The organism is Herbinix luporum (assembly GCF_900070325.1).
GTDB classification, from domain to species: domain Bacteria; phylum Bacillota; class Clostridia; order Lachnospirales; family Lachnospiraceae; genus Mobilitalea; species Mobilitalea luporum.
The window spans coordinates 2,437,808-2,456,291 of record NZ_LN879430.1 but is presented as its reverse complement, the minus strand read 5'-3'; the positions used below and the strand labels follow the sequence as shown (position 1 = coordinate 2,456,291).

At 35.0% G+C, this 18,484-nt stretch carries 13 protein-coding genes, 3 tRNA genes and 3 pseudogenes; 11 read left to right on the top strand and 8 right to left on the bottom strand.

The annotated features are described in order from the left end of the window. Positions 1-41 precede the first annotated feature (41 nt). The 3 genes from hydF to hydE are packed head-to-tail and all read right to left on the bottom strand — an operon-like array spanning position 42 to position 3,776. Positions 42-1,238, bottom strand: a complete 1,197-nt coding sequence (hydF, locus tag SD1D_RS11350; RefSeq protein ID WP_058259012.1) for a [FeFe] hydrogenase H-cluster maturation GTPase HydF — start codon at positions 1,236-1,238, stop codon at positions 42-44. A gap of 27 nt (positions 1,239-1,265) precedes the next feature. Further along, positions 1,266-2,684 carry a [FeFe] hydrogenase H-cluster radical SAM maturase HydG gene (hydG, locus tag SD1D_RS11345; RefSeq protein WP_058259011.1) on the bottom strand — a complete coding sequence of 473 codons (1,419 nt, stop codon included), beginning with the start codon at positions 2,682-2,684 and terminating at the stop codon, positions 1,266-1,268. Between the two features lie 36 nt (positions 2,685-2,720). Then, positions 2,721-3,776, bottom strand: a complete 1,056-nt coding sequence (gene hydE / locus SD1D_RS11340) for a [FeFe] hydrogenase H-cluster radical SAM maturase HydE (RefSeq protein WP_058259010.1) — start codon at positions 3,774-3,776, stop codon at positions 2,721-2,723. Between the two features lie 520 nt (positions 3,777-4,296). On the opposite strand from hydE, the gene SD1D_RS12230 reads away from it, so the two are divergent. The 4 genes from SD1D_RS12230 (at position 4,297) to SD1D_RS11325 (ending at position 7,994) form a co-directional block, all read left to right on the top strand. Next, the gene (locus SD1D_RS12230; protein WP_157893128.1) at positions 4,297-4,455 is read left to right on the top strand and encodes a hypothetical protein; all 159 of its coding nucleotides are present in this window, start codon (positions 4,297-4,299) and stop codon (positions 4,453-4,455) included. A 297-nt stretch (positions 4,456-4,752) separates the two neighbouring features. Further along, complete coding sequence (locus SD1D_RS11335) at positions 4,753-5,070, top strand: type II toxin-antitoxin system RelE/ParE family toxin (protein ID WP_242955224.1); 318 nt, start codon at positions 4,753-4,755, stop codon at positions 5,068-5,070. A 23-nt stretch (positions 5,071-5,093) separates the two neighbouring features. Beyond that, complete coding sequence (locus SD1D_RS11330; protein ID WP_058259009.1) at positions 5,094-6,146, top strand: helix-turn-helix domain-containing protein; 1,053 nt, start codon at positions 5,094-5,096, stop codon at positions 6,144-6,146. Positions 6,147-6,608: 462 nt separating this feature from the next. Then, complete coding sequence (locus tag SD1D_RS11325; protein ID WP_058259008.1) at positions 6,609-7,994, top strand: RICIN domain-containing protein; 1,386 nt, start codon at positions 6,609-6,611, stop codon at positions 7,992-7,994. Between the two features lie 246 nt (positions 7,995-8,240). Here the strand turns inward: SD1D_RS11325 and SD1D_RS11320 are convergent. Continuing rightward, positions 8,241-8,325 (bottom strand) — tRNA-Leu (locus tag SD1D_RS11320). Positions 8,326-8,543: 218 nt separating this feature from the next. Between SD1D_RS11320 and SD1D_RS11315 the strand changes: the two genes are divergently transcribed. The 5 genes and pseudogenes from SD1D_RS11315 to SD1D_RS11300 all read left to right on the top strand — a co-directional run bounded on the left by SD1D_RS11315 (position 8,544) and on the right by SD1D_RS11300 (position 11,605). Then, positions 8,544-8,615 (top strand) — tRNA-Asn (locus SD1D_RS11315). Positions 8,616-8,741: 126 nt separating this feature from the next. Beyond that, on the top strand, positions 8,742-10,304 hold the full coding sequence (locus SD1D_RS11310; RefSeq protein ID WP_087758914.1) for an FAD-dependent oxidoreductase: 1,563 nt from the start codon (positions 8,742-8,744) through the stop codon (positions 10,302-10,304). 171 nt (positions 10,305-10,475) lie between these two features. Then, positions 10,476-10,604 (top strand): annotated as a pseudogene (locus SD1D_RS12590) (RQC domain-containing protein); the annotation flags it as partial. Continuing rightward, positions 10,596-11,333, top strand: coding sequence for an HRDC domain-containing protein (locus SD1D_RS11305; protein ID WP_058259007.1), 738 nt, complete (start codon positions 10,596-10,598; stop codon positions 11,331-11,333). The pseudogene SD1D_RS12590 and the gene SD1D_RS11305, both read left to right, overlap by 9 nt. Positions 11,334-11,519: 186 nt before the next feature. Next, a tRNA-Leu gene (locus SD1D_RS11300) sits at positions 11,520-11,605 on the top strand. Between the two features lie 68 nt (positions 11,606-11,673). On the opposite strand, the gene SD1D_RS11295 is transcribed toward SD1D_RS11300, so the two are convergent. The 3 genes and pseudogenes from SD1D_RS11295 to SD1D_RS12780 form a co-directional block, all read right to left on the bottom strand. Further along, the gene (locus SD1D_RS11295; protein WP_058259006.1) at positions 11,674-12,960 is read right to left on the bottom strand and encodes a tyrosine-type recombinase/integrase; all 1,287 of its coding nucleotides are present in this window, start codon (positions 12,958-12,960) and stop codon (positions 11,674-11,676) included. A gap of 112 nt (positions 12,961-13,072) precedes the next feature. Next, the gene (locus SD1D_RS11290; RefSeq protein ID WP_058258272.1) at positions 13,073-14,545 is read right to left on the bottom strand and encodes an ISLre2 family transposase; all 1,473 of its coding nucleotides are present in this window, start codon (positions 14,543-14,545) and stop codon (positions 13,073-13,075) included. 743 nt (positions 14,546-15,288) lie between these two features. After that, positions 15,289-16,464, bottom strand: a pseudogene (locus SD1D_RS12780) (IS110 family RNA-guided transposase). A 261-nt stretch (positions 16,465-16,725) separates the two neighbouring features. On the opposite strand from SD1D_RS12780, the pseudogene SD1D_RS12225 reads away from it, so the two are divergent. Together SD1D_RS12225 and SD1D_RS12220 are read left to right on the top strand one after the other, a co-directional pair. Then, positions 16,726-16,947 (top strand): annotated as a pseudogene (locus SD1D_RS12225) (UPF0236 family transposase-like protein); the annotation flags it as partial. A 63-nt stretch (positions 16,948-17,010) separates the two neighbouring features. After that, the gene (locus SD1D_RS12220) at positions 17,011-17,169 is read left to right on the top strand and encodes a hypothetical protein (protein ID WP_157893127.1); all 159 of its coding nucleotides are present in this window, start codon (positions 17,011-17,013) and stop codon (positions 17,167-17,169) included. Between the two features lie 449 nt (positions 17,170-17,618). Here the strand turns inward: SD1D_RS12220 and SD1D_RS11280 are convergent, their stop codons facing one another. Further along, the gene (locus SD1D_RS11280) at positions 17,619-18,479 is read right to left on the bottom strand and encodes an IS3 family transposase (RefSeq protein WP_058258998.1); all 861 of its coding nucleotides are present in this window, start codon (positions 18,477-18,479) and stop codon (positions 17,619-17,621) included. Between the last annotated feature and the right edge of the window lie 5 nt (positions 18,480-18,484).

Below are 18,484 nucleotides of genomic sequence, written 5' to 3'. Positions count from 1 at the left end.
TGTAGACACAAGTCTGGCTTATGTTATTTTGTTATATAATTTCAGGTGCAGATTTTATCCAGTATGCCGGATAAATAGGCAAGGACTATCCCATAGTTGGTCATAGGTACTTGCTGCTTCTTAGCTTCTTCTACCCGGTTTAGAACAAATTTACGATTAAACATACAAGAGCCACATTGGATAATAAGGTCGTAGTCCGTAAGGTCTTTAGGAAAATCATTGCCACGGACATTGATAATTGTTAATTTTTCACCTACTTTTTTTCTTAACAGCCTAGGAATTTTAACTGTTCCTATATCTTCTTTTAAGGGAACATGGGTACATGCTTCAGCTATAAGGACTTTGGAAGCTGTAGTTAAGTCATCAATCTTGGCCACACTTTTTAGAAAATAATCCATATCCCCCTTAAGAGCGGCAAAAAGTACTGAGAAGCTGGTAAGAAGGCTTTGGGCCGGTTTTACCTTATAGACCTCTGAAAAGACCTGGGAGTCTGTTATTATTAGTTTTGGGGGAGATAAAAGACTGGCTAAAGCCTGTGTGACCTTGTCGGCTGTACATGATATGACTATACATTTTTTGTCCAGTAATTCCCTTATGGTTTGAACCTGAGGGAGAATTAACCTTCCTTTTGGTGCCTGTATATCTTGAGGCATAACCAGTAGAACTATATCATTTTCCTGAACCAGATTCCCGGTTATGTCTTTAGCATCATAATCCTGGGGAAGCTTTCTTAGAATAGCTTCACGGATATTATCTATACCGGTTTTGGTTAGGGCACTAATACAGATGGCTTCTTCCTTACATATGGAGTTAATTTTGCTGCGTATAGTATCTATGGTTGGCCTATCTAATTTATCAATCTTGTTAATCAGAGGAATAAAGGGTGTGTTACGGCCTTGAAATTCTTTAATCCATTTTGCTTCTATAGTAATATCCTCATCGGTAAAAACAATTAAGGCAATATCGGTTTTTTCCATGGCTTTTTTACTTTGTTCTACTCGCATTTTACCAAGACTACCGAAATCATCAAAGCCGGCAGTATCAATCAGTACACATGGTCCGATACCCTGAATCTCCATAGCCTTATATACCGGATCTGTAGTGGTACCGGCAATATCAGAAACCACTGATATATCCTGACCGGTTAAAGCATTGATTAGGCTTGATTTACCGCTGTTTCGTTTTCCGAATATTCCGATATGTAGCCGGTTGGCCCTGGGAGTATTATTTATGCTCATACCTTTTTCCTTTCATATATTTAATGGTTAAAATCTAAAATCCCTATATCCTTCTGCTATAAGCCGGAGTTTGTCTATTACTATGTTTTTTACCTTTTCATTGGTAATATGTTTTAATTCATCAATAATTAAAGTTTCACCTTTTGCTTTAGTATCTAAAGAGGCATAATCTTCAAGATATTCTTTTAAGGTCATAAGGGCATTGGGTTGGCAGCAGTTGGCTATTTGACCGGATTTGACTAAGGACATAAATCTATCTCCCGTACGGCCTTCACGGTAGCAAGCAGTACAAAAGCTTGGAATATAGCCAAGGCTTAGAAGCCAGTTTACAATCTGGTCTAAGGTGCGCCTATCTTCTAATTCAAATTGGGAGGTATCTTCATCCTCAGGCTCTGTGGTTGCATAGCCTCCTACGTTAGTTCTAGATCCTCCGCTGATTTGTGTTACCCCCAGCTCTAACACTTTTTCTCTGCTCTTTTGTGATTCCCTGGTAGATACGATTAAGCCGGTATAAGGTACTGCAATTCTTAATATTGCTACTATTTTTGCAAAGATATCGTCGGAAATTCCATCGGAAAATTTGCTTGGATCGATATCATCGGCGGGACGAATTCTTGGCACACTGATGGTGTGAGGACCCACTCCGAAAGCTGCTTCCAAATGTTCGGCATGCATTAAGATTCCCACAAAATCATATTTGTAGTTATTAAGGCCAAAGAGTACCCCTAGTCCTACATCATCTATGCCCCCTTCCATGGCCCGATCCATGGCTTCTGTATGATAGGCATAATCATGTTTTGGACCGGTAGGATGAAGTTTTTCATAGTTTTCTTTATGATAGGTTTCTTGGAATAAGATATATGTACCTATTCCTGCTTCTTTTAATTTGCGGTAATTTTCAACTGTGGTTGCGGCTATATTTACATTTACCCGTCGAATGGAACCGTTTTTGTGTTTGATGGAGTATATAGTATCAATACTTTCTAATATATACTCAATAGGATTATGAACAGGATCTTCACCGGCCTCTAAAGCTAGCCGTTTGTGGCCCATATCCTGCAGGGCGATTACTTCCTGGCGGATTTGCTCTTGGCTTAATTTTTTTCTGGGAATCTGCTTGTTAACAAGGTGATATGGGCAATAAACACAACCGTTTACACAGTAGTTAGAAAGGTATAATGGGGCGAACATAACAATACGGTTGCCATAGAATTTTTGCTTAATTTTTTTGGCAAGGGTATATATTCTTTGGATTTCTTCTTCCATATCACATTCCAGTAATAGGGCTGCCTCACGATGGCTTAGCCCCTTTAAGTTTTCAGCTTTCCTTATAATGCTATCTATTAACTCTTTATTATTTTTGTTGGCTTTGGCATACTCAAGAGTCTCTAGAATCTCCTCATGACTAATAAATTCTTCTGCTTTTTTAGATTTTAGGTCATACATAATGACTAGCCTCCTTAATATTTAAAAATATCTTAATTAGTTACCGGATAATTTATAATCCCCACGATCAACAACTAACTGATAACCGATACGATTTACCCTTCTTTCAAGACAATATCTACATTCTGCAGCCTCATCCCCGGTACAGATTTTATTATCGTACAGCTCATAATCTTTTCTCACTGAAGTGGGAGATAGGTTAGGCATAACAACATTGGCCCCGGATAGGATGCCCATCTCCCTACCGTCCGGATGTATGGTACCTAAGGCTGTTGTGGCAGGAAGCAGTACATTAGGTAGCATAAGACGGATTATACTAAGCATTAAGAGGGTTTGGCGTAAAGAACCCTGACTTTTATCTGCAAAGGGTGTCTGATGATGGGGGATAAATGGACCAATGCCTACCATATGTGGAGAAAGTTCTTTAAGAAAAAGAAGGTCTTCCACAAGGTTTTCTGTTCTTTGATAGGGGGAGCCAACCATAAAACCTGCTCCTACCTGAAAGCCAATCTTTTTTAAATTCAAAAGACTTTGTATTCTTTTATCTAGGGATAGTGAGGGGGGATGAAGTTTTTGATAGTGTTCTTTATTAGCAGTTTCATGTCTTAAAAGATAACGATCAGCCCCGGCTTCAAAGTAGCGTTTATAGCTATCATAACTTTTTTCTCCGATGGAAAGGGTAACGGCACAGTCGGGATATTTTTCTTTAATGGATTTAATAAGAGTAACTATGTAATCGTCCGTATAATGGCCATCTTCTCCTCCTTGAAGCACAAAGGTTCTAAATCCAAGTAAGTAACCTGTATCTGCACATTTAAGAATGTCTTCTTCACTTAGGCGATATCTATGGACATTTTCATTGCTCCGCCGTATTCCGCAATAGTAGCAGTCATTTTTGCAGTGGTTTGTAAATTCTATTAATCCCCGGATATAAATCTTATTGCCGAAATGTTTTCTGGCAGTAATACAGGCCCTCTCCCTTAGATAAAGTAAATCTTCATCGGAGATATGGTTAAGCAAAGTATGAAATTCTTCTTTTGATAAGATTTTGTTAGTTTCCAGCTTTACTATCAAGGATTTTACATCTGCCATAGCTTATTCTCACTTTCTATAAAATCATAAATATATACAAAAAACCCTGTATCCGAAGACACAGGGTTGTCAGGCAATTTTTTACACAAGGTAAATGGAAAAAGGTATTAGATTATTTCTTTATATGCAAGGCTTCTAATATCACCTCTACAATGAATATAAAATTCATGTCATATAAAGATAAATCCAATTACAAATTTTTCCAATGCCTTCCCACTCGGGCGAACCCTTGTCGTCAGAACAAGTTTGTTATTTAATTAACAATAAGTATACAGCAAATTTAAGAAAAAGTAAATAGATTAATTAACATTTATCGGATAAAGCAAAGATGCTTATTGAATATATTAAAAAGCTCTTCAGATAATGAGCTTTTATAACAAATATCGGCACATGGACCCTAGACAGAAGAAGATTTATAAGGTAATATGTAACAGAATTTTAAGAAAGACAGGATGATTTAAGATGTGGATTCTCTTGGTATTACTTTATGGTATTTTGAAAGGGGTAAGGGAAGTACGGTATGGAAGGCAGTAGGATTACTGTGATGACATTGATTAAGCAGTCTGGTAGTTTGGTTACGATCCTGGCCGGTAAGTTTATTTTTAAAGAAAAAAATATTGCTTATAAGTTAATTTGTGCAGGGATTATTATAATAGGTATTGTGATTGGGGTATTATAGTATATATTAAGAGACTAAGGATTTACTTTTTAGAAGTTATTTGCATTTATAGGCTACTAAAGCAATAGCTTCTTTGGTATTTTTACTTAGTCTCTTTTCTAATTCAGTAATTCTTTCTAAATCTTCTGATGTAAGATTCTGTGCCAATTGATAGTTGATATCTTTATTATTTTTAAGTCTAGAATATTAGCCATAATACTTATATAATTTGGAAATAGTTAACCTCAAAGGTAAATATTATATTGACATTTATTTGATGTCATGTTAATATAAATTTACCTTACAGGTAAATTAAAAGTGGGTGATAAATTGCATATTAAGTATAGAACCAAAAAATTAGAGAAAATTTGTACTAATGCCAATGAGGCAGAAAAGAAACTAGGAAAAAGAATGGCTGAAAAACTTCATCATAGAATAGATGAAATATCAGCTGCTCCTTCAGTAGAAATAATGCTTCAATTTGGAATTGGACGATGTCATCCTCTTAAGGGAAATAGGAAGAGTCAATATGCTGTAGATTTACTTCACCCATATCGACTTGTATTCGAGAAAATAGGTAATGAAATTCAAATAGCGAATATTATTGAAATAGTAAATTATCATAAAAAAGGTTAAAGTGTTATTAAGGAGGTATTACAATGGAGAGAAGTCGGAGTTATATAGCAACGCCCCCAGGTGCAACCATAAAAGAACAGATTATAGATCGCGGAATGAAACAGAAAGAATTCGCAGCAAGAATGGGAATGTCTGAAAAACATATTAGTAAATTGATAAATGGAGAAGTTAAGTTAACAATGGATGTTGCACGTAGACTAGAAATGGTATTAGGATTGCCAGCTCAGTTTTGGTGTAACCTAGAGTCTATCTATAGAGAAAAATTGGTTAAGGTGAATGAAGAAAACGCTATGGAATATGATATGGAAATAGCAAAAAAGATGCCATATAATGAAATGGCGAAGAATGGATGGGTTGAGGAAACATCAAAATTGTCGGAGCGTGTTATTAACTTAAGAAAATTTTTTGAAGTTGCTCAATTAAATCTTCTGAAGGAAAATCTTGTGCCATGTATTGCATGTAGAAAATTATCTATATCAGAAAAGAGTGATTATGCGTTAATAGCATGGGCGCAGAAAGCAAAATTAGAAGCCAGAAAAATCGTTACGCAACCTATAGACATTAAATCCCTTAAAAAACATTTATCTGAAATCAGGAAAATGACGATGATGGAACCAAAAGACTTTTGTCCTATGCTTATTGATATTTTATCAAGATGTGGAGTTGCAATAGTGTTTCTTCCCCATATAGGAGGGTCTTTTTTGCATGGAGCGACATTTTATGATGACAATAAAATTGTTCTGGGATTAACCGTAAGAGGAAAAGATGCAGATAAGTTTTGGTTCAGTATGTTTCATGAATTGGGACATATTATACTAGGGCACATAGGAAAAATTGAGGGATTAAAAGATAGTGATGAAAATGTTGCTGACGAATTTGCAAAAAATGAATTAATTCCAACTAACATATTTGATGAATTTGCAAAGAATGTTGAACTTACAAGGGAAAACATCATTGAATTTGCAAAACAACTCGGAATTGATGCTGGAATAGTTGTCGGTAGGCTTCAAAAAGAGGGATATATACGATTTAGTTGGTACAATGACTTAAAAACCAAGTATACTATATCTGCTTGATAGCAGAAACAAGCTGTATAATATATTGTTAAAAAATATAAATATGAGAGAAACATATAAAACAAAACCTGTAAATAAGAGGAATGAAAACCAAGTGAGGCTTCACTTTTATATTAATTATTAATGAATTTATATGATTCTTGAGATATTAGTGATTCTTAATTGGGAGATTTGATAAGAGCGAGATAGTTATAATTTAGGGCATGGGGTAGACCTATGCTCTATTTTATATTTATCAAGCTAACATAATTGCGATTACAACACAGCCCATTATTATATATATATTAATATTAAATGCATATACTAAAGTAGTTTCATCTTTTTTGTCTAGCTACAGATACAGCTCAGAATATTTTTGTAAAACAATATTAAGGTGACTTTACTTACATGTTATTATTAGATGAATAGGTAAAATAAAATGAGAATATAGGAAATTATCAGCAATATAAAGGAGGGAAAACTGTGAAATATTTGAAGTTCTTATGCTTGCTTTCTGTATTTTTCTTATTTGCTAATTCTACTGACATTGCCTATGGAGCTGACAATGAGGTATGGGAAAGTGGCAATATCTATTACTGGAAAACCAGCAATGTAACCAGAGGAAGTTCTACTGATTTAACTGACGCAATTCAAGGAGCTATTAATAATAGTAGCGGCAACAGAGAAATTCATGTATATTGTAGCGGAAACTTGACTAGAACAATTTCACTTTCTGGAGACTTAACTCTTCGTTTTCATAACAATTCCTTAAAAAACACCCATGGAGCTACAGCTTTTCATCGTGAGGGTTCAGGAAATATCAAAATTTATGATTTGACCTTGGATAATACCAAGGGTGGCTTTGGATTTCGTTTAAGTAGAGCCAGTGATCTTCATTTTGAAAATATTAATATTAAAGGTGGAAGTATAGGAATTAGAGTAGATAGTCATCCTAGTCGTCCTTATGAAGATGGTCGCTGGGTATATAACTTAACAGTAAAGAATTGTACCTTTGAAGGCTGTAGTAGCCATGGTCTTGAAACTTATGGTGTGGATGGTTGCTATATAGATAATATCAAAGCCAGAGATTGTGGGGAATGCGGGGTATTATTAAATAAGACTGTTAATGGTACTGTTGGCTCAGTTGATGCTTACAGATGTTGTTATGGTGGTGGATATGCAGGTTTTCGCCTGGCTAATTACTGCAAAAACATCACTGTAGATTATATAAAATCCGTTGAATGTGGAAGAGGTTTCTTTACTGTTAGTGATATCAGAGACGTTACGGTTAAGGAAGTATATATCCGTGATTGTAGCAACCATAGTATCTTATTACAAAACAGTGATAATGTTAGAATATTAGGAGGAACCTATGGTGGAGTGGCTCTTAATCACTATACCAGTTCCAACTGCCTAATTAATGCAAATGCTGTAAGAAGAATTAGAAACCGTGCAACAAATATGTATCTAGATGGTATGGGTAGAACCGATAATGGGGCAGATGTATCTCAATATGCTAACACCACCCATCCCAACGCCCATTGGGTTCTTGTACCGGTAGGTAACTATTATTATTTGGTAAATGAGGCAACCGGCATGAAGATTGACGGATACGGCAGAACTGTTAACGGGGATGCTGTTTCACAATATTCAGGGTCTACAACCCATGCTAATGCTCAGTGGAGCTTAGTTGAGGCTTCTAATGGCTATTATTATATTGTAAATAGAGCCACTGGAATGAAGCTGGATGGGTATGGAAGAACAGGAAGTGGGGATATATGCTCACAGTATTCAGGATCTACAACTCACTACAATGCACAGTGGACATTTGTTGATACCAAGTATGATAATGTGCTTAATCCCCGTTAATATCTAAGAGCTTAACTGTGATAATGGAGTAAATATGTTCATATTAATAAGATGTTTCCATAGAATAAGGCTTTAAGGGTTGGTTAAACTCTTAAAGCCTTATTTATACTTAAAAATTACTGAATTCATCTATTAATTCATCAAGGGTATTACTTTATTATAAGTGCCTTTTACATTGTTTCAATTACATTTTAATATGCAAAAAAGCTCCCAAATTATTATAAATGAGAGGCTTAAATTAATTACTGCAGTTGGGGGGACTTGAACCCCCACCCAGTTATCCCGGACTAGAACCTGAATCTAGCGCGTCTGCCAATTCCGCCACAACTGCATATTGTATTTTACTGGTTGATTTATGGAACGAATAAAATTATAACATAATGAAATTTGATTTTCAACTATAAATTTCACTCTAAGATTCACAAGGAAAACCACAAATCAAGGCTATTAAATGAAAAAAATATAATAAAATAATCATCCAAATATGGCATAAAATATGTTAAAAACTATTGACATCTTTAACCTAGGAGTATAAAATTATAATCGTATTCCTCGATAGCTCAATGGTAGAGCACGCGGCTGTTAACCGCGGGGTTGTAGGTTCGAGCCCTACTCGGGGAGTTTTTTTATTGCCTAAAATTCCATTGGATCTCCATAGTAACTATATAAACTTATTCAAGGAATTATTTTCAACATTTAGAATAAATATATTTATTTTTGGAAAATCTAGCCTTTGAGGTGAATAAAATGGACATCCTATGGAAGGAAAATGGTACCTTTAAAGAGGAAGGCTTAGAGCAAGGAGAATCCTTATGGATTCAGGATCAATACCGAAATGATAAAGCCGGAAAAGACAGTGAAGGGGGCAGAATTATAAGGCCAACCCTTCAGGAAGATATAAGTACGGAAGTAGCTGTTATTGGGGCAGGGCTGGCAGGAGTCCTAATAGCATATTTATTACAAAAGCAAGGTATTCCGGTTGTGGTACTAGAGTGTAGAAGAGCCGGTGAAGGGATAACAAAGAATACTACAGCAAAGATAACTTCTCAACACGGCTTAATCTACCGGAAGTTAATAATGTACAAGGGAGAGCAAAGAGCCTGGGAATATGCCATGGCTAACCAGCTTGCCGTAAAGAAATACCAAGAAATAATTAAGGAACTTCAAATTGACTGTGATTATGAAGTCATGCCTAATTATATCTATACCCTTGATGATGAGCAAAAGATTAGGCAGGAGGTAGATGCGGCACTAAGATTGGGGCTGCCGGCATCCTTTACAAAAGAAACAAGCCTGCCATTTAAGGTAAAAGCTGCAATAAAATTTGAAAATCAAGCACAATTTCATCCCCTTAAATTCTTGGATGCAGTTGCAGATACTTTAAAAATTTATGAAAATACCCGTGTAACGCAGATTAATAAAAATGGTCTTATTCTAACGGATGGAGGTTCTGTAAAGGCTAAAAAGATTGTAATAGCCACCCATTATCCATTTATTAATGTACCCGGATATTATTTTATAAGGCTTCATCAGGAGCGGGTTTATCTATCAGCTTTAGAAGGTTGGGGTCAGAATAAGAAAGACCTGGATGGTATGTATTTGGATGCCGACAAAGACGGCTTTACTTTTAGAAAATATAAGGACTATTTAATCCTTGGCAGCGGAAGCCATAGAACCGGTAAGTATCAACCTCTTGATGCATATGAGAGGATTGAGATGGCCGCTAAGAAGTGGTATCCGGAAGCAAAAGTTAAGTATACCTGGTCAAATCAAGATTGTATAACCCCGGATTCCATACCTTATATAGGTAGATACTCCGTCAGGACGCCAAATATTTTTGTAGCTACGGGATTTAATAAGTGGGGAATGACTAGTTCTATGGTGGCTGCCATGATTATTAGTGATATGATTACCGGTAAGGAAAATCAGTATCGTAAAGTTTTTATCCCCAGAAGATTAATGCTGTCCGGCAGCCGTGTGCTTTTAAAGGACGCAGCTATTATTACCATTAGTCTTTTGTCAGAGCATTTAAAAATACCCCATGATAAGTTAAAAGATATCGAACGGGAGAAAGCAGGGGTTATAAGGTATAAAGGGCAGAGGGTAGGAGTATACCGGGATAAAGAGGATAAATATTATTTTGTCACCACCAAATGCCCCCATCTTGGGTGTAAGCTTGAATGGAACCAGAATGAATTAACTTGGGACTGCCCCTGCCATGGATCTAGATTTGATTATAAGGGAAAAATGATTAATAATCCGGCCATGAGAAATGCTTTTGATGTATGTGTGAAAACAAAAAGTAAATAGTATAAATGAGCTTGACAGTTGTTTTTTAAGGCCGAAAAGCTCATTTTTATGTAAATTAATTACAAAATAATTTGTTTTCTATGTTTAAATAGTAGATTTAAAGAAAAAGTTTTATAGAAGTATGGAGAAATAAGTAAATTGTGATATGATGGGGAAGGGGAAGCATATTTAAAACATATAGTAAACAAGCTTATTATCGATGAGTATTTATATCTAAGCAATGATAAATACTCCATTGTAAAATTAAATCGTTCAGCTAATGACATACTAAGTGATAAGACAAGTATCGTTATGAAACTGCCCAAGAAAGGTAAAGAAGATAGCAGTAATAAAGAAAAAAGACTTCGTAAGTCAGAAGTTCTAACATCTAAGGGGCTAGAGCTATTTGATACCTTAAGGCAAGTAAGAATAAAAGAGGCCAAAGCAGAAGGAGTACCTCCATATATTATATTTTCAGACAAGACCCTAATGGATATGTGTATTAAGCTTCCTTTTGATAAAACGGAAATGCTTTCGGTAACCGGCGTCGGTGAGTATAAATATGAAAAGTATGGTCAGATCTTTATAAGTGCTATTCGTAAGTTTATGAACGATACCAAAGAAAATTTATTTTACCAAGGAGCTATAGAAAATCTAGAAGAAAAAAGCGTAAGCAAATCTAAACATATAAGAAAAGTGGACTTTTATCTTACAGATGAAATGAAGCAGAATATTAAGCCTTTAGGTAAAGTTACTATCAGTCAATTTGTTGATCATTTAAACGGACTTAGAGATGAGAAATTAATGAAACGTCTGACTGCAACATCCTTGACATCGATTTTAAAGGAAGAAGGTTACCTTAAGGAGGAGTTTAACCGGTTATTGGGAAGAAATACAGTTACAGTAACAGATAAAGGGGAAGAATTAGGGATGTCGCTGCAGACAAGGATTAGCGACAAAGGGAATGAATATAGTGTTGTAATATATGATGATAAAGCTCAGGAATATCTTATATTCTTAATTGATAGGCTTGGAAGTTATCAAGAATAACCTATAAGTATAAACGGTAATATATAGAGTTATTGAGATATAAGGTGAATAGGATGATTTTGTCAGATAAAATGTAGATTTATTGCAACTAAATTTTATGTTTTAATAAAAGTTTAGTATTGATTTTTGCTTCAAATATTGTTATAATATAATTCGTTCGCTGGTAAACAGCAGACAATAATAAATGCAGTCGTGGCGGAATTGGCATACGCGCTAGACTAAGGATCTAGTCCGGGTTAAACTGGGTACGGGTTCAAGTCCCGTCGACTGCATTATAGTTCAAATGGTGGAAAGCCTTGTAACATGGGGCTTTCCGCTTTTTTTAATTTCTGAAAGCTTGTTATTTTTTTGGTTGCCCTTGGTTGCCTTGTTGAATATGTTCATGAGATGATAAGGCCTTTTCTAATAAAGCTTCCTTGTGTTTGTCTGGTGCACGATCAAAGGCGTAATTTTTATAAGTGGTTTCTTCATTTTCGTGGCCTGATTGCTCTCGGATGGTGTTTATGTTTACACCTTCATCGATTAGCGTGGAAATATATGTTTTGCGTATCTTATGCATGCTCTTTTCTGGTATGTTATTATTTCTGCAATATTTCCGGATTAGCTTATCTAACATAAATTTATTTAGACGTTGGCCCTTACTATTAGTAAAAACAAATTCGCTCTTGATTCCATTTTCATCTTGACTTTTTTTTGCTTCTACTAATATTTCTATAGCCTTTTTTGTTAAGTAAACGTGCCGGTCTCCTGCATTGGATTTTGTATGTTCTACAAGTATAAGTTTGGCAGGTTTCCATGTGTTGGTTTCCTCGCATATTTCTTCGTGTCGGACCTCCATGCGTTGGATATGAAGATATTTGCCATTAATATCACTCCATTTTATGGCTACAAGTTCTCCTAATCTTAGTCCAGTTTGAAAGTCCAATAATATAGCTAAAGGTGTAGTGGATGTAGTATTAGAGTAAAAATCATTCCACGCTTCTTGCACAATAAGATTTTGTTCATCTGTTAGAAAAACTTGTGTATTATCTTCTTTTTTCCTAACCTTGCGAAAAAGTTTAGGGTTTGGTTTTAAATTTTCAAAAGGGTTCTCTGTTATTACTTCCCTGCCTACTGCATATATTAGGCTTTGTCTTAAGATAATTGACATATTGTAGTAGGCTTTCTCAGTAAGTTCGTATTTTTTTATTTTTGTGTGTATCCACTGGTCCAAAGTGAGTCTGTCTAATTCCGGAATAGGGATGTCTATAAGAGGATCATTTAGATAGTATTTATGCCAGTCATTATCTATCCTGCGAATGGAGGCAGTTGCAGCAGTATGCAAACTTTTATACTTGAGCCATTCTGGATATAATGTTCTGAGAGTTATCTTTTTACGTTGCTCCTTTTTATTATGTAGATTGTAGAAATCCACAATTGCATCCTCTAGCCTGCTTTTGTCTTTTCGTCTTATTTGTTTTCGTTTTTCGGAATATGAATCTTGGGGTAGATATGTGTACCAATATCCGTTATTACCCATCCAAATATCATATGTGTGATTCTTTAGTATCTCTTCTTTTTTAAACATTTCTAACTTGTCTTGCACAGCGCTTACATTAATAATACCACTCTTAATAGCATCATTCAATATTTCTCTTTCATATGATTGCGTAACTTTACTGTAGGAAATATAAAGGTGGAGTTCACCAAAGATGTGTTTATAGAATTAACATCTTTACTATACCTTTTATTTCTCTTTTTTACAATCCCCATATATGAGGATTAAACCATGCATATTTCTTAGCACTAGCACTTAAGCTATGGCTTATACTTTCTGTATATTTTCCAAGCTCATAATGTTTATTTCTCTCGGCACTTAACATTTCTGTACTACTTATTATATCATTTTCTTCCGCTCCAGCAGCCTTGGGTAGCTCTTGTTTTTGTTTTCTCACTAATTCCAACATATCTCCACCATTATAGTAGTAAGCACGTAAATGCGCCATTTTATCTGCGCCTATTCTACACCATCCCATTGGTCTAGAGCTCATTCTGGAAGCTAATATATGGCTTACATGACCTTCTGCACTACAACCTATTATACCTTCTTCTTTTTTTAGACGTACTTTAACCGCGGACCAATTATTTAATATCAATTTCTTACTTTCATTGACACGTTCTATAACTGTATCTCCTTCTGTAACTCTTAGTATTTTTTCCATTACTTCTTCAAAGTCCTTTTTAGTGCCTACCTTTATTGCATGTCGTATTTCACAACGTGCGTCCTCTGCAGAATCTAATAAGTGGGATGTTGCTCGTATCATATATTTATTTAAATGAAATCCATCCATAACATAAGTAATTCTGGCTAATCGACTTTTTCCTGCCTTAATCCAAGCACCACCATCACCGTTCAGGTATATTTTCTTTATGTTGTCTACATCATAGTTACAGCATATATAATCATAAACCCTATCCCATAAAACATTATTTTCTTCCCCGGGATAGTTACCGCAGAAGTAATGGGGATTTATTAACTTGTTTCGTTTACTTCTAGGACTCTCTTTTTCTATTCCCTCATACACATAGACAATCTTACTTAGTAAACAGTTATTCTTCCTATTGTTTTTATTCTTTATAAGGTCGCCCTTCTCCTCATTATACTGCAAGGATATATGATCTTCATCTGCATCTATGTATAAATAATCCACCTTTTTCTTCTTTGGTAAATCCTTATACTCGTGTTGAAATTCAAGGTTATGTATTTCGTTTTTAACAGTCTGCTTACTAACAGTATCACTTATACTGGTTGCCTGCCCAGCTTTGCGATAGGAGGTCTCTACTGCTTCCTCTAGCATCTTTGCCTCGGCATCCTCTGTTAACCTTTGATGCTCTTTAAATCCAAGAATGCGATCTAGAAGATATGTCCTTTCTCCTGTTGTTTTATTTTTAAATAAGGTCTTTTCAAAGCTGATTGTTCCAAGTGATGTAATAAGTGTTTTCTTATCTTTCTTTATAATGTGCCAGTTTTGCTTTCTTTTTCCACTCTTTCTGAGCATTTCATCACAATTCTCAAGAGTTTCTTGTATAGTGTCTAAACCTAGCTTAATCACTTCTTCCTGAACTCCATAGACAAATGAAGCAAAATCCTTTGGGTTTTGTAAAAAACTTTCAATTGTTTTTTCTAAACTTTTTGTGCCAAAATCTAAAAATTGTTGTATACTTTTAATCATAAGAGAACATCTCCTTTGTGTTTTGGTTTATTGTGATGATTAAATTCTAACACAAAGATTGGTGTTCTCTTATTTTATATTTAATTTTCCTACAAAAATTTTACGCTAACCTTTCATATTTTTTCATAAGTGCTCCTTTCAAATGAAGTGGAACTTTGGATTACACTTATAGAATGCATTTTGAGGCCTCAAAAAGTTGCTTTTGTGGTTTTATCTAAGCTAGTAGATATAAGGGTTTGAGACATGTGTAAAAAAAGACTGTGTGGGAGCGCAGATAATTGCCAATAATTGATAGGTATGATATAATTAAGTAAAAGGAATAGCGAATAAGTAGACAAACGAAGAGAAAGTTAGAATAAATTTAGAGAAAAAAGCACTAGATTATATATAGAATGTAATTGCTTATTGTTACAGCTGATATATTTTTACAAAAAAAATGATTAGCATTTACAAACATATTGATGAGTCTTGGGCCACGAAAAAAGAATTTCTGAATGATAAAACAGAATTTAAATATAAATATAAACTATTTGCAAGATATATTATTGTTTTAATAAACTAAAACAATATATATTTGTTTCATAAGATATATAAAAAGACTAACTATTAAAAGTCAACACATTAATTAAAGTTTTTTTAATAATGTAGAAATTTATTTTAGAAAAATCAGATCCTTGAAAACTGCATGACAAATAGAGCACAATTACAAGTGCTCAAAAAAGGAGATGTTCCTGAAATATTAACTAAGCCGCTTTTATATAGAGTTGACCAGATTTTTCAAGTTTATAAATCACTCTTACAAGCTTTTTAGTAGCATGTGATAAGGCTACGTAGTAATGTTTTCCCTCGGCACGTTTTTTTGCGAGATATGAAGAAAAGGTTGGATCCCAATGACACACATATTTAGTAGCATTAAATAATGCGTATCGTAGATATTTAGAACCACGTTTCTCCATACGTGAATACGAAGATTCTACTTTTCCAGACTGATAGGTTGAGGGCGACATTCCAGCGTATGCAAGTATTTTATCTGGCGAATCAAACCTATTAAAATCACCTATCTCTGCAATAATCATGGCTCCCATACGGTAGCTGATACCAGGGATACTTAGAATTGGGGAGTTGATTTCATTCATTATGAGCTTTATTTGTGATTCAATTTCATCAATAACAAAGTCTAGCTCTTTAATCAACTTGATTGTATGTTTTAATTCTAATGATTTTGCAGGCATTTTAGCGCCAATAGAAACTCTTGCGGCTTCACGAAACATTATGGCAGTATCCTTGTTGTATCGTCCCCTAGAGGCATCTTTTAATAAATTAGTAAGTCTAGTAAGATGGGCGTTAGCGACCAAGTCTGCACTAGGATACTCAGAGAGTAAGGCATATACAGATGCCATATGTATGGTGGGAACCAGTTTTTCAAGTTCAGGAAAAAGAATTGTTACTAAGCGAGAGATAGTGCTTTTCAACTTTGCCCGTTCACTAACTTTATCAAAACGATAACGAGTTAGTGACTTGAGTTCTTCATTGTGATAAGATATGTCTGAGTAGGGTTATAAGTTCACATCAGACATTAACATAGTAGCAATAGTATGGGCATCAACTTTATCCGTTTTAGTCTTTCTAAGGCTTAGACTTTTTCTGTAAAGATTAGTATGTAACGGGTTGATAACAAAGGTGGTAAGACCTTTATCAATGAGGAATCCCAAAACGTTGTAGCTATAGTGTCCAGTGGCTTCTAACCCTACTTTTACTCTAGACAAATCTGTAGCAACTTCCTCAATTTTCTGATAAAGATCATTAAATCCAGTTCGATTGTTTTGAATAGTAAACGCTTTAAAAAGCAGTTCACCATCAGAGTTAATGATAAGACAATCGTGCTTATCCTTGGAAACATCAATTCCTACGTATATCATAGCGACACTCCTTTAAATGTATTTTGATACTGTTTTAGACCACGGGTACTCTCTGCACTTGTAACCTCGTTCTAAATAAACCGTCATGCGGTATCTAACTGATTAACAATTTAACAAAGAGACTGTGGTTAGAGCCTTTTTTCAACCATCATGTGGTAGGAGGTATAAACTAATCCACAGTATCTAAAACAAGCATAGCTCATACCTAAGAAAAGGTAAAGAAAAGCTATGACTATATAATACGAGGATGTATATAAAAGACTTCTAGATGTAGCAGAAGACGAAAATAAAATAGAAGATATCAAAACAGCACTCAAATATTTTTTAAATAATTGGGATGGAATAAAAGTAAAGGTAGAAGATGTAGGTGGTTGTTGGAGATGCTCAGCAGAAGGTCAGGTTAGCCACGTTTTGTCAGCTAGGATGAGTAGTCGTCCAATGGGTTGGAGTACGTTTGGATGTGATCAGATGGCTAAATTATGAGCTTTTAAATATAATAACGGGAAAGTTATCGACTTATTAAAATACCAGAAAAGCAAACAGAAAGTGCAAGAGAAACGAGAAGAGCAAGAAGAGCTGATAAAGGAATTAAGAAAAAAACAAACAGGTTGGGATTATGCAGAAAGAACCCAAGCTGTCATTCCAGGACTAGAGAAAAGCAACATGAAATGGATGAGAAGCTTAATAGATAGTCAAGTAGTATAATCCCTGGAAAATAAATATCTTGTTTAATTATAATAAAATATAGCCAATTTACAAGGAATGTAGTATGATGAAATCAATATAAATCTTAATCAGATCATACAGGTGAACTCTCACCACTCATTTCCGAAAGTAAATTGACGCTATCACTGACTGCACTTTTCTTGACAATTCCAATGGCTTCAATTATAATAAACTTACGAGAATGCCAAACGGGCGATGACGAAAACATATTCGTCAATATTAAAAACACTGACTCTTATGCACCCCACAGTGCTTACATCATCGCAGAAAGGAGTGTTTTATGAAGAACAGATTTACGGCGATCATGTCCGGCTTAGTGGCCGCACTGCTGCTGCTTGGAATGTCAACAGTGGACCTACGTCCATACTTTGGACACAAAAAGTTGAACTTTTTCTCTCTGTATGATTTTAATACATAGAGAAAGATTACTAAGCTGCAAGGACCTCATCTTCAACCTGCTGTGGGGTTTTATAATCCAGTGCACTGTGCCTTCTTCTGCGGTTATACCAAGACTCAATATATTCAAAGATTGCTGTTTTAGCCTCTTCAAATGAATGATAAGTATTTAAGTATACCTCTTCCTTCTTTAATACAGAATGGAAGGATTCCATACAAGCATTATCATAAGGGTTTCCCTTTCTGCTAAAGGAATGCTTCATATTTTTTTCTATAAGCATATCCTCAAACGTTGCACTTGTATACTGGCTGCCTAAATCTGAATGAAGGATAATACCTGTAGTATCTTCTACATTGAGACATGCATTTTCTACAGCCTTTTTAGCTAATTCGGCGGTTGGATTTTTACCATATGAATAACCAATGATTTTCCTATTATATAAATCCATAACTGATGCTAGATAAGTCCAACCCTCGTTAAGAACATGTATATACGTAATGTCTGTAACCCATTTTTGGTTTATTGTTGTAGCAGTAAAATCACGATTTAGTATATTTTCCTTATCGTCTGGAACCTTACCTTGGTTATTTTGATACTTATATTTGCGTACTACAACACTGCGAAGACCAAGCTTAGCCATATGTCTCTGCACTCTTTTGACTGAACAAGGGATACCAGCTTCTTCAAGATCTCGCTGTATCTTAATAGCACCATAACGCCCCTTAGATCTGTCATAGTAATATTGAACTTCATCACTAAATTTGTTGTAATCAATCTCTCTTTGAGATTTAACATGATTAATAACAGCATAATAAGTGCTACGAGGAAACTCAAGTACCTTGCACATTTGTTTAACAGTATAATTATCAAGATTAGCTTGAATAAAGGACACATACT

Bases quoted from the DNA above. Each gene is read 5' to 3' on its own strand.
- SD1D_RS11290 (WP_058258272.1), bottom strand. From the start codon at position 14,545: ATGATTAAAAGTATACAACAATTTTTAGATTTTGGCACAAAAAGTTTA.
- SD1D_RS12230 (WP_157893128.1), top strand. From the start codon at position 4,297: ATGGAAGGCAGTAGGATTACTGTGATGACATTGATTAAGCAGTCTGGT.
- SD1D_RS11310 (WP_087758914.1), top strand. From the start codon at position 8,742: ATGGACATCCTATGGAAGGAAAATGGTACCTTTAAAGAGGAAGGCTTA.
- hydF (WP_058259012.1), bottom strand. From the start codon at position 1,238: ATGAGCATAAATAATACTCCCAGGGCCAACCGGCTACATATCGGAATA.
- hydG (WP_058259011.1), bottom strand. From the start codon at position 2,684: ATGTATGACCTAAAATCTAAAAAAGCAGAAGAATTTATTAGTCATGAG.
- hydE (WP_058259010.1), bottom strand. From the start codon at position 3,776: ATGGCAGATGTAAAATCCTTGATAGTAAAGCTGGAAACTAACAAAATC.
- SD1D_RS11330 (WP_058259009.1), top strand. From the start codon at position 5,094: ATGGAGAGAAGTCGGAGTTATATAGCAACGCCCCCAGGTGCAACCATA.
- SD1D_RS11305 (WP_058259007.1), top strand. From the start codon at position 10,596: ATGAAACTGCCCAAGAAAGGTAAAGAAGATAGCAGTAATAAAGAAAAA.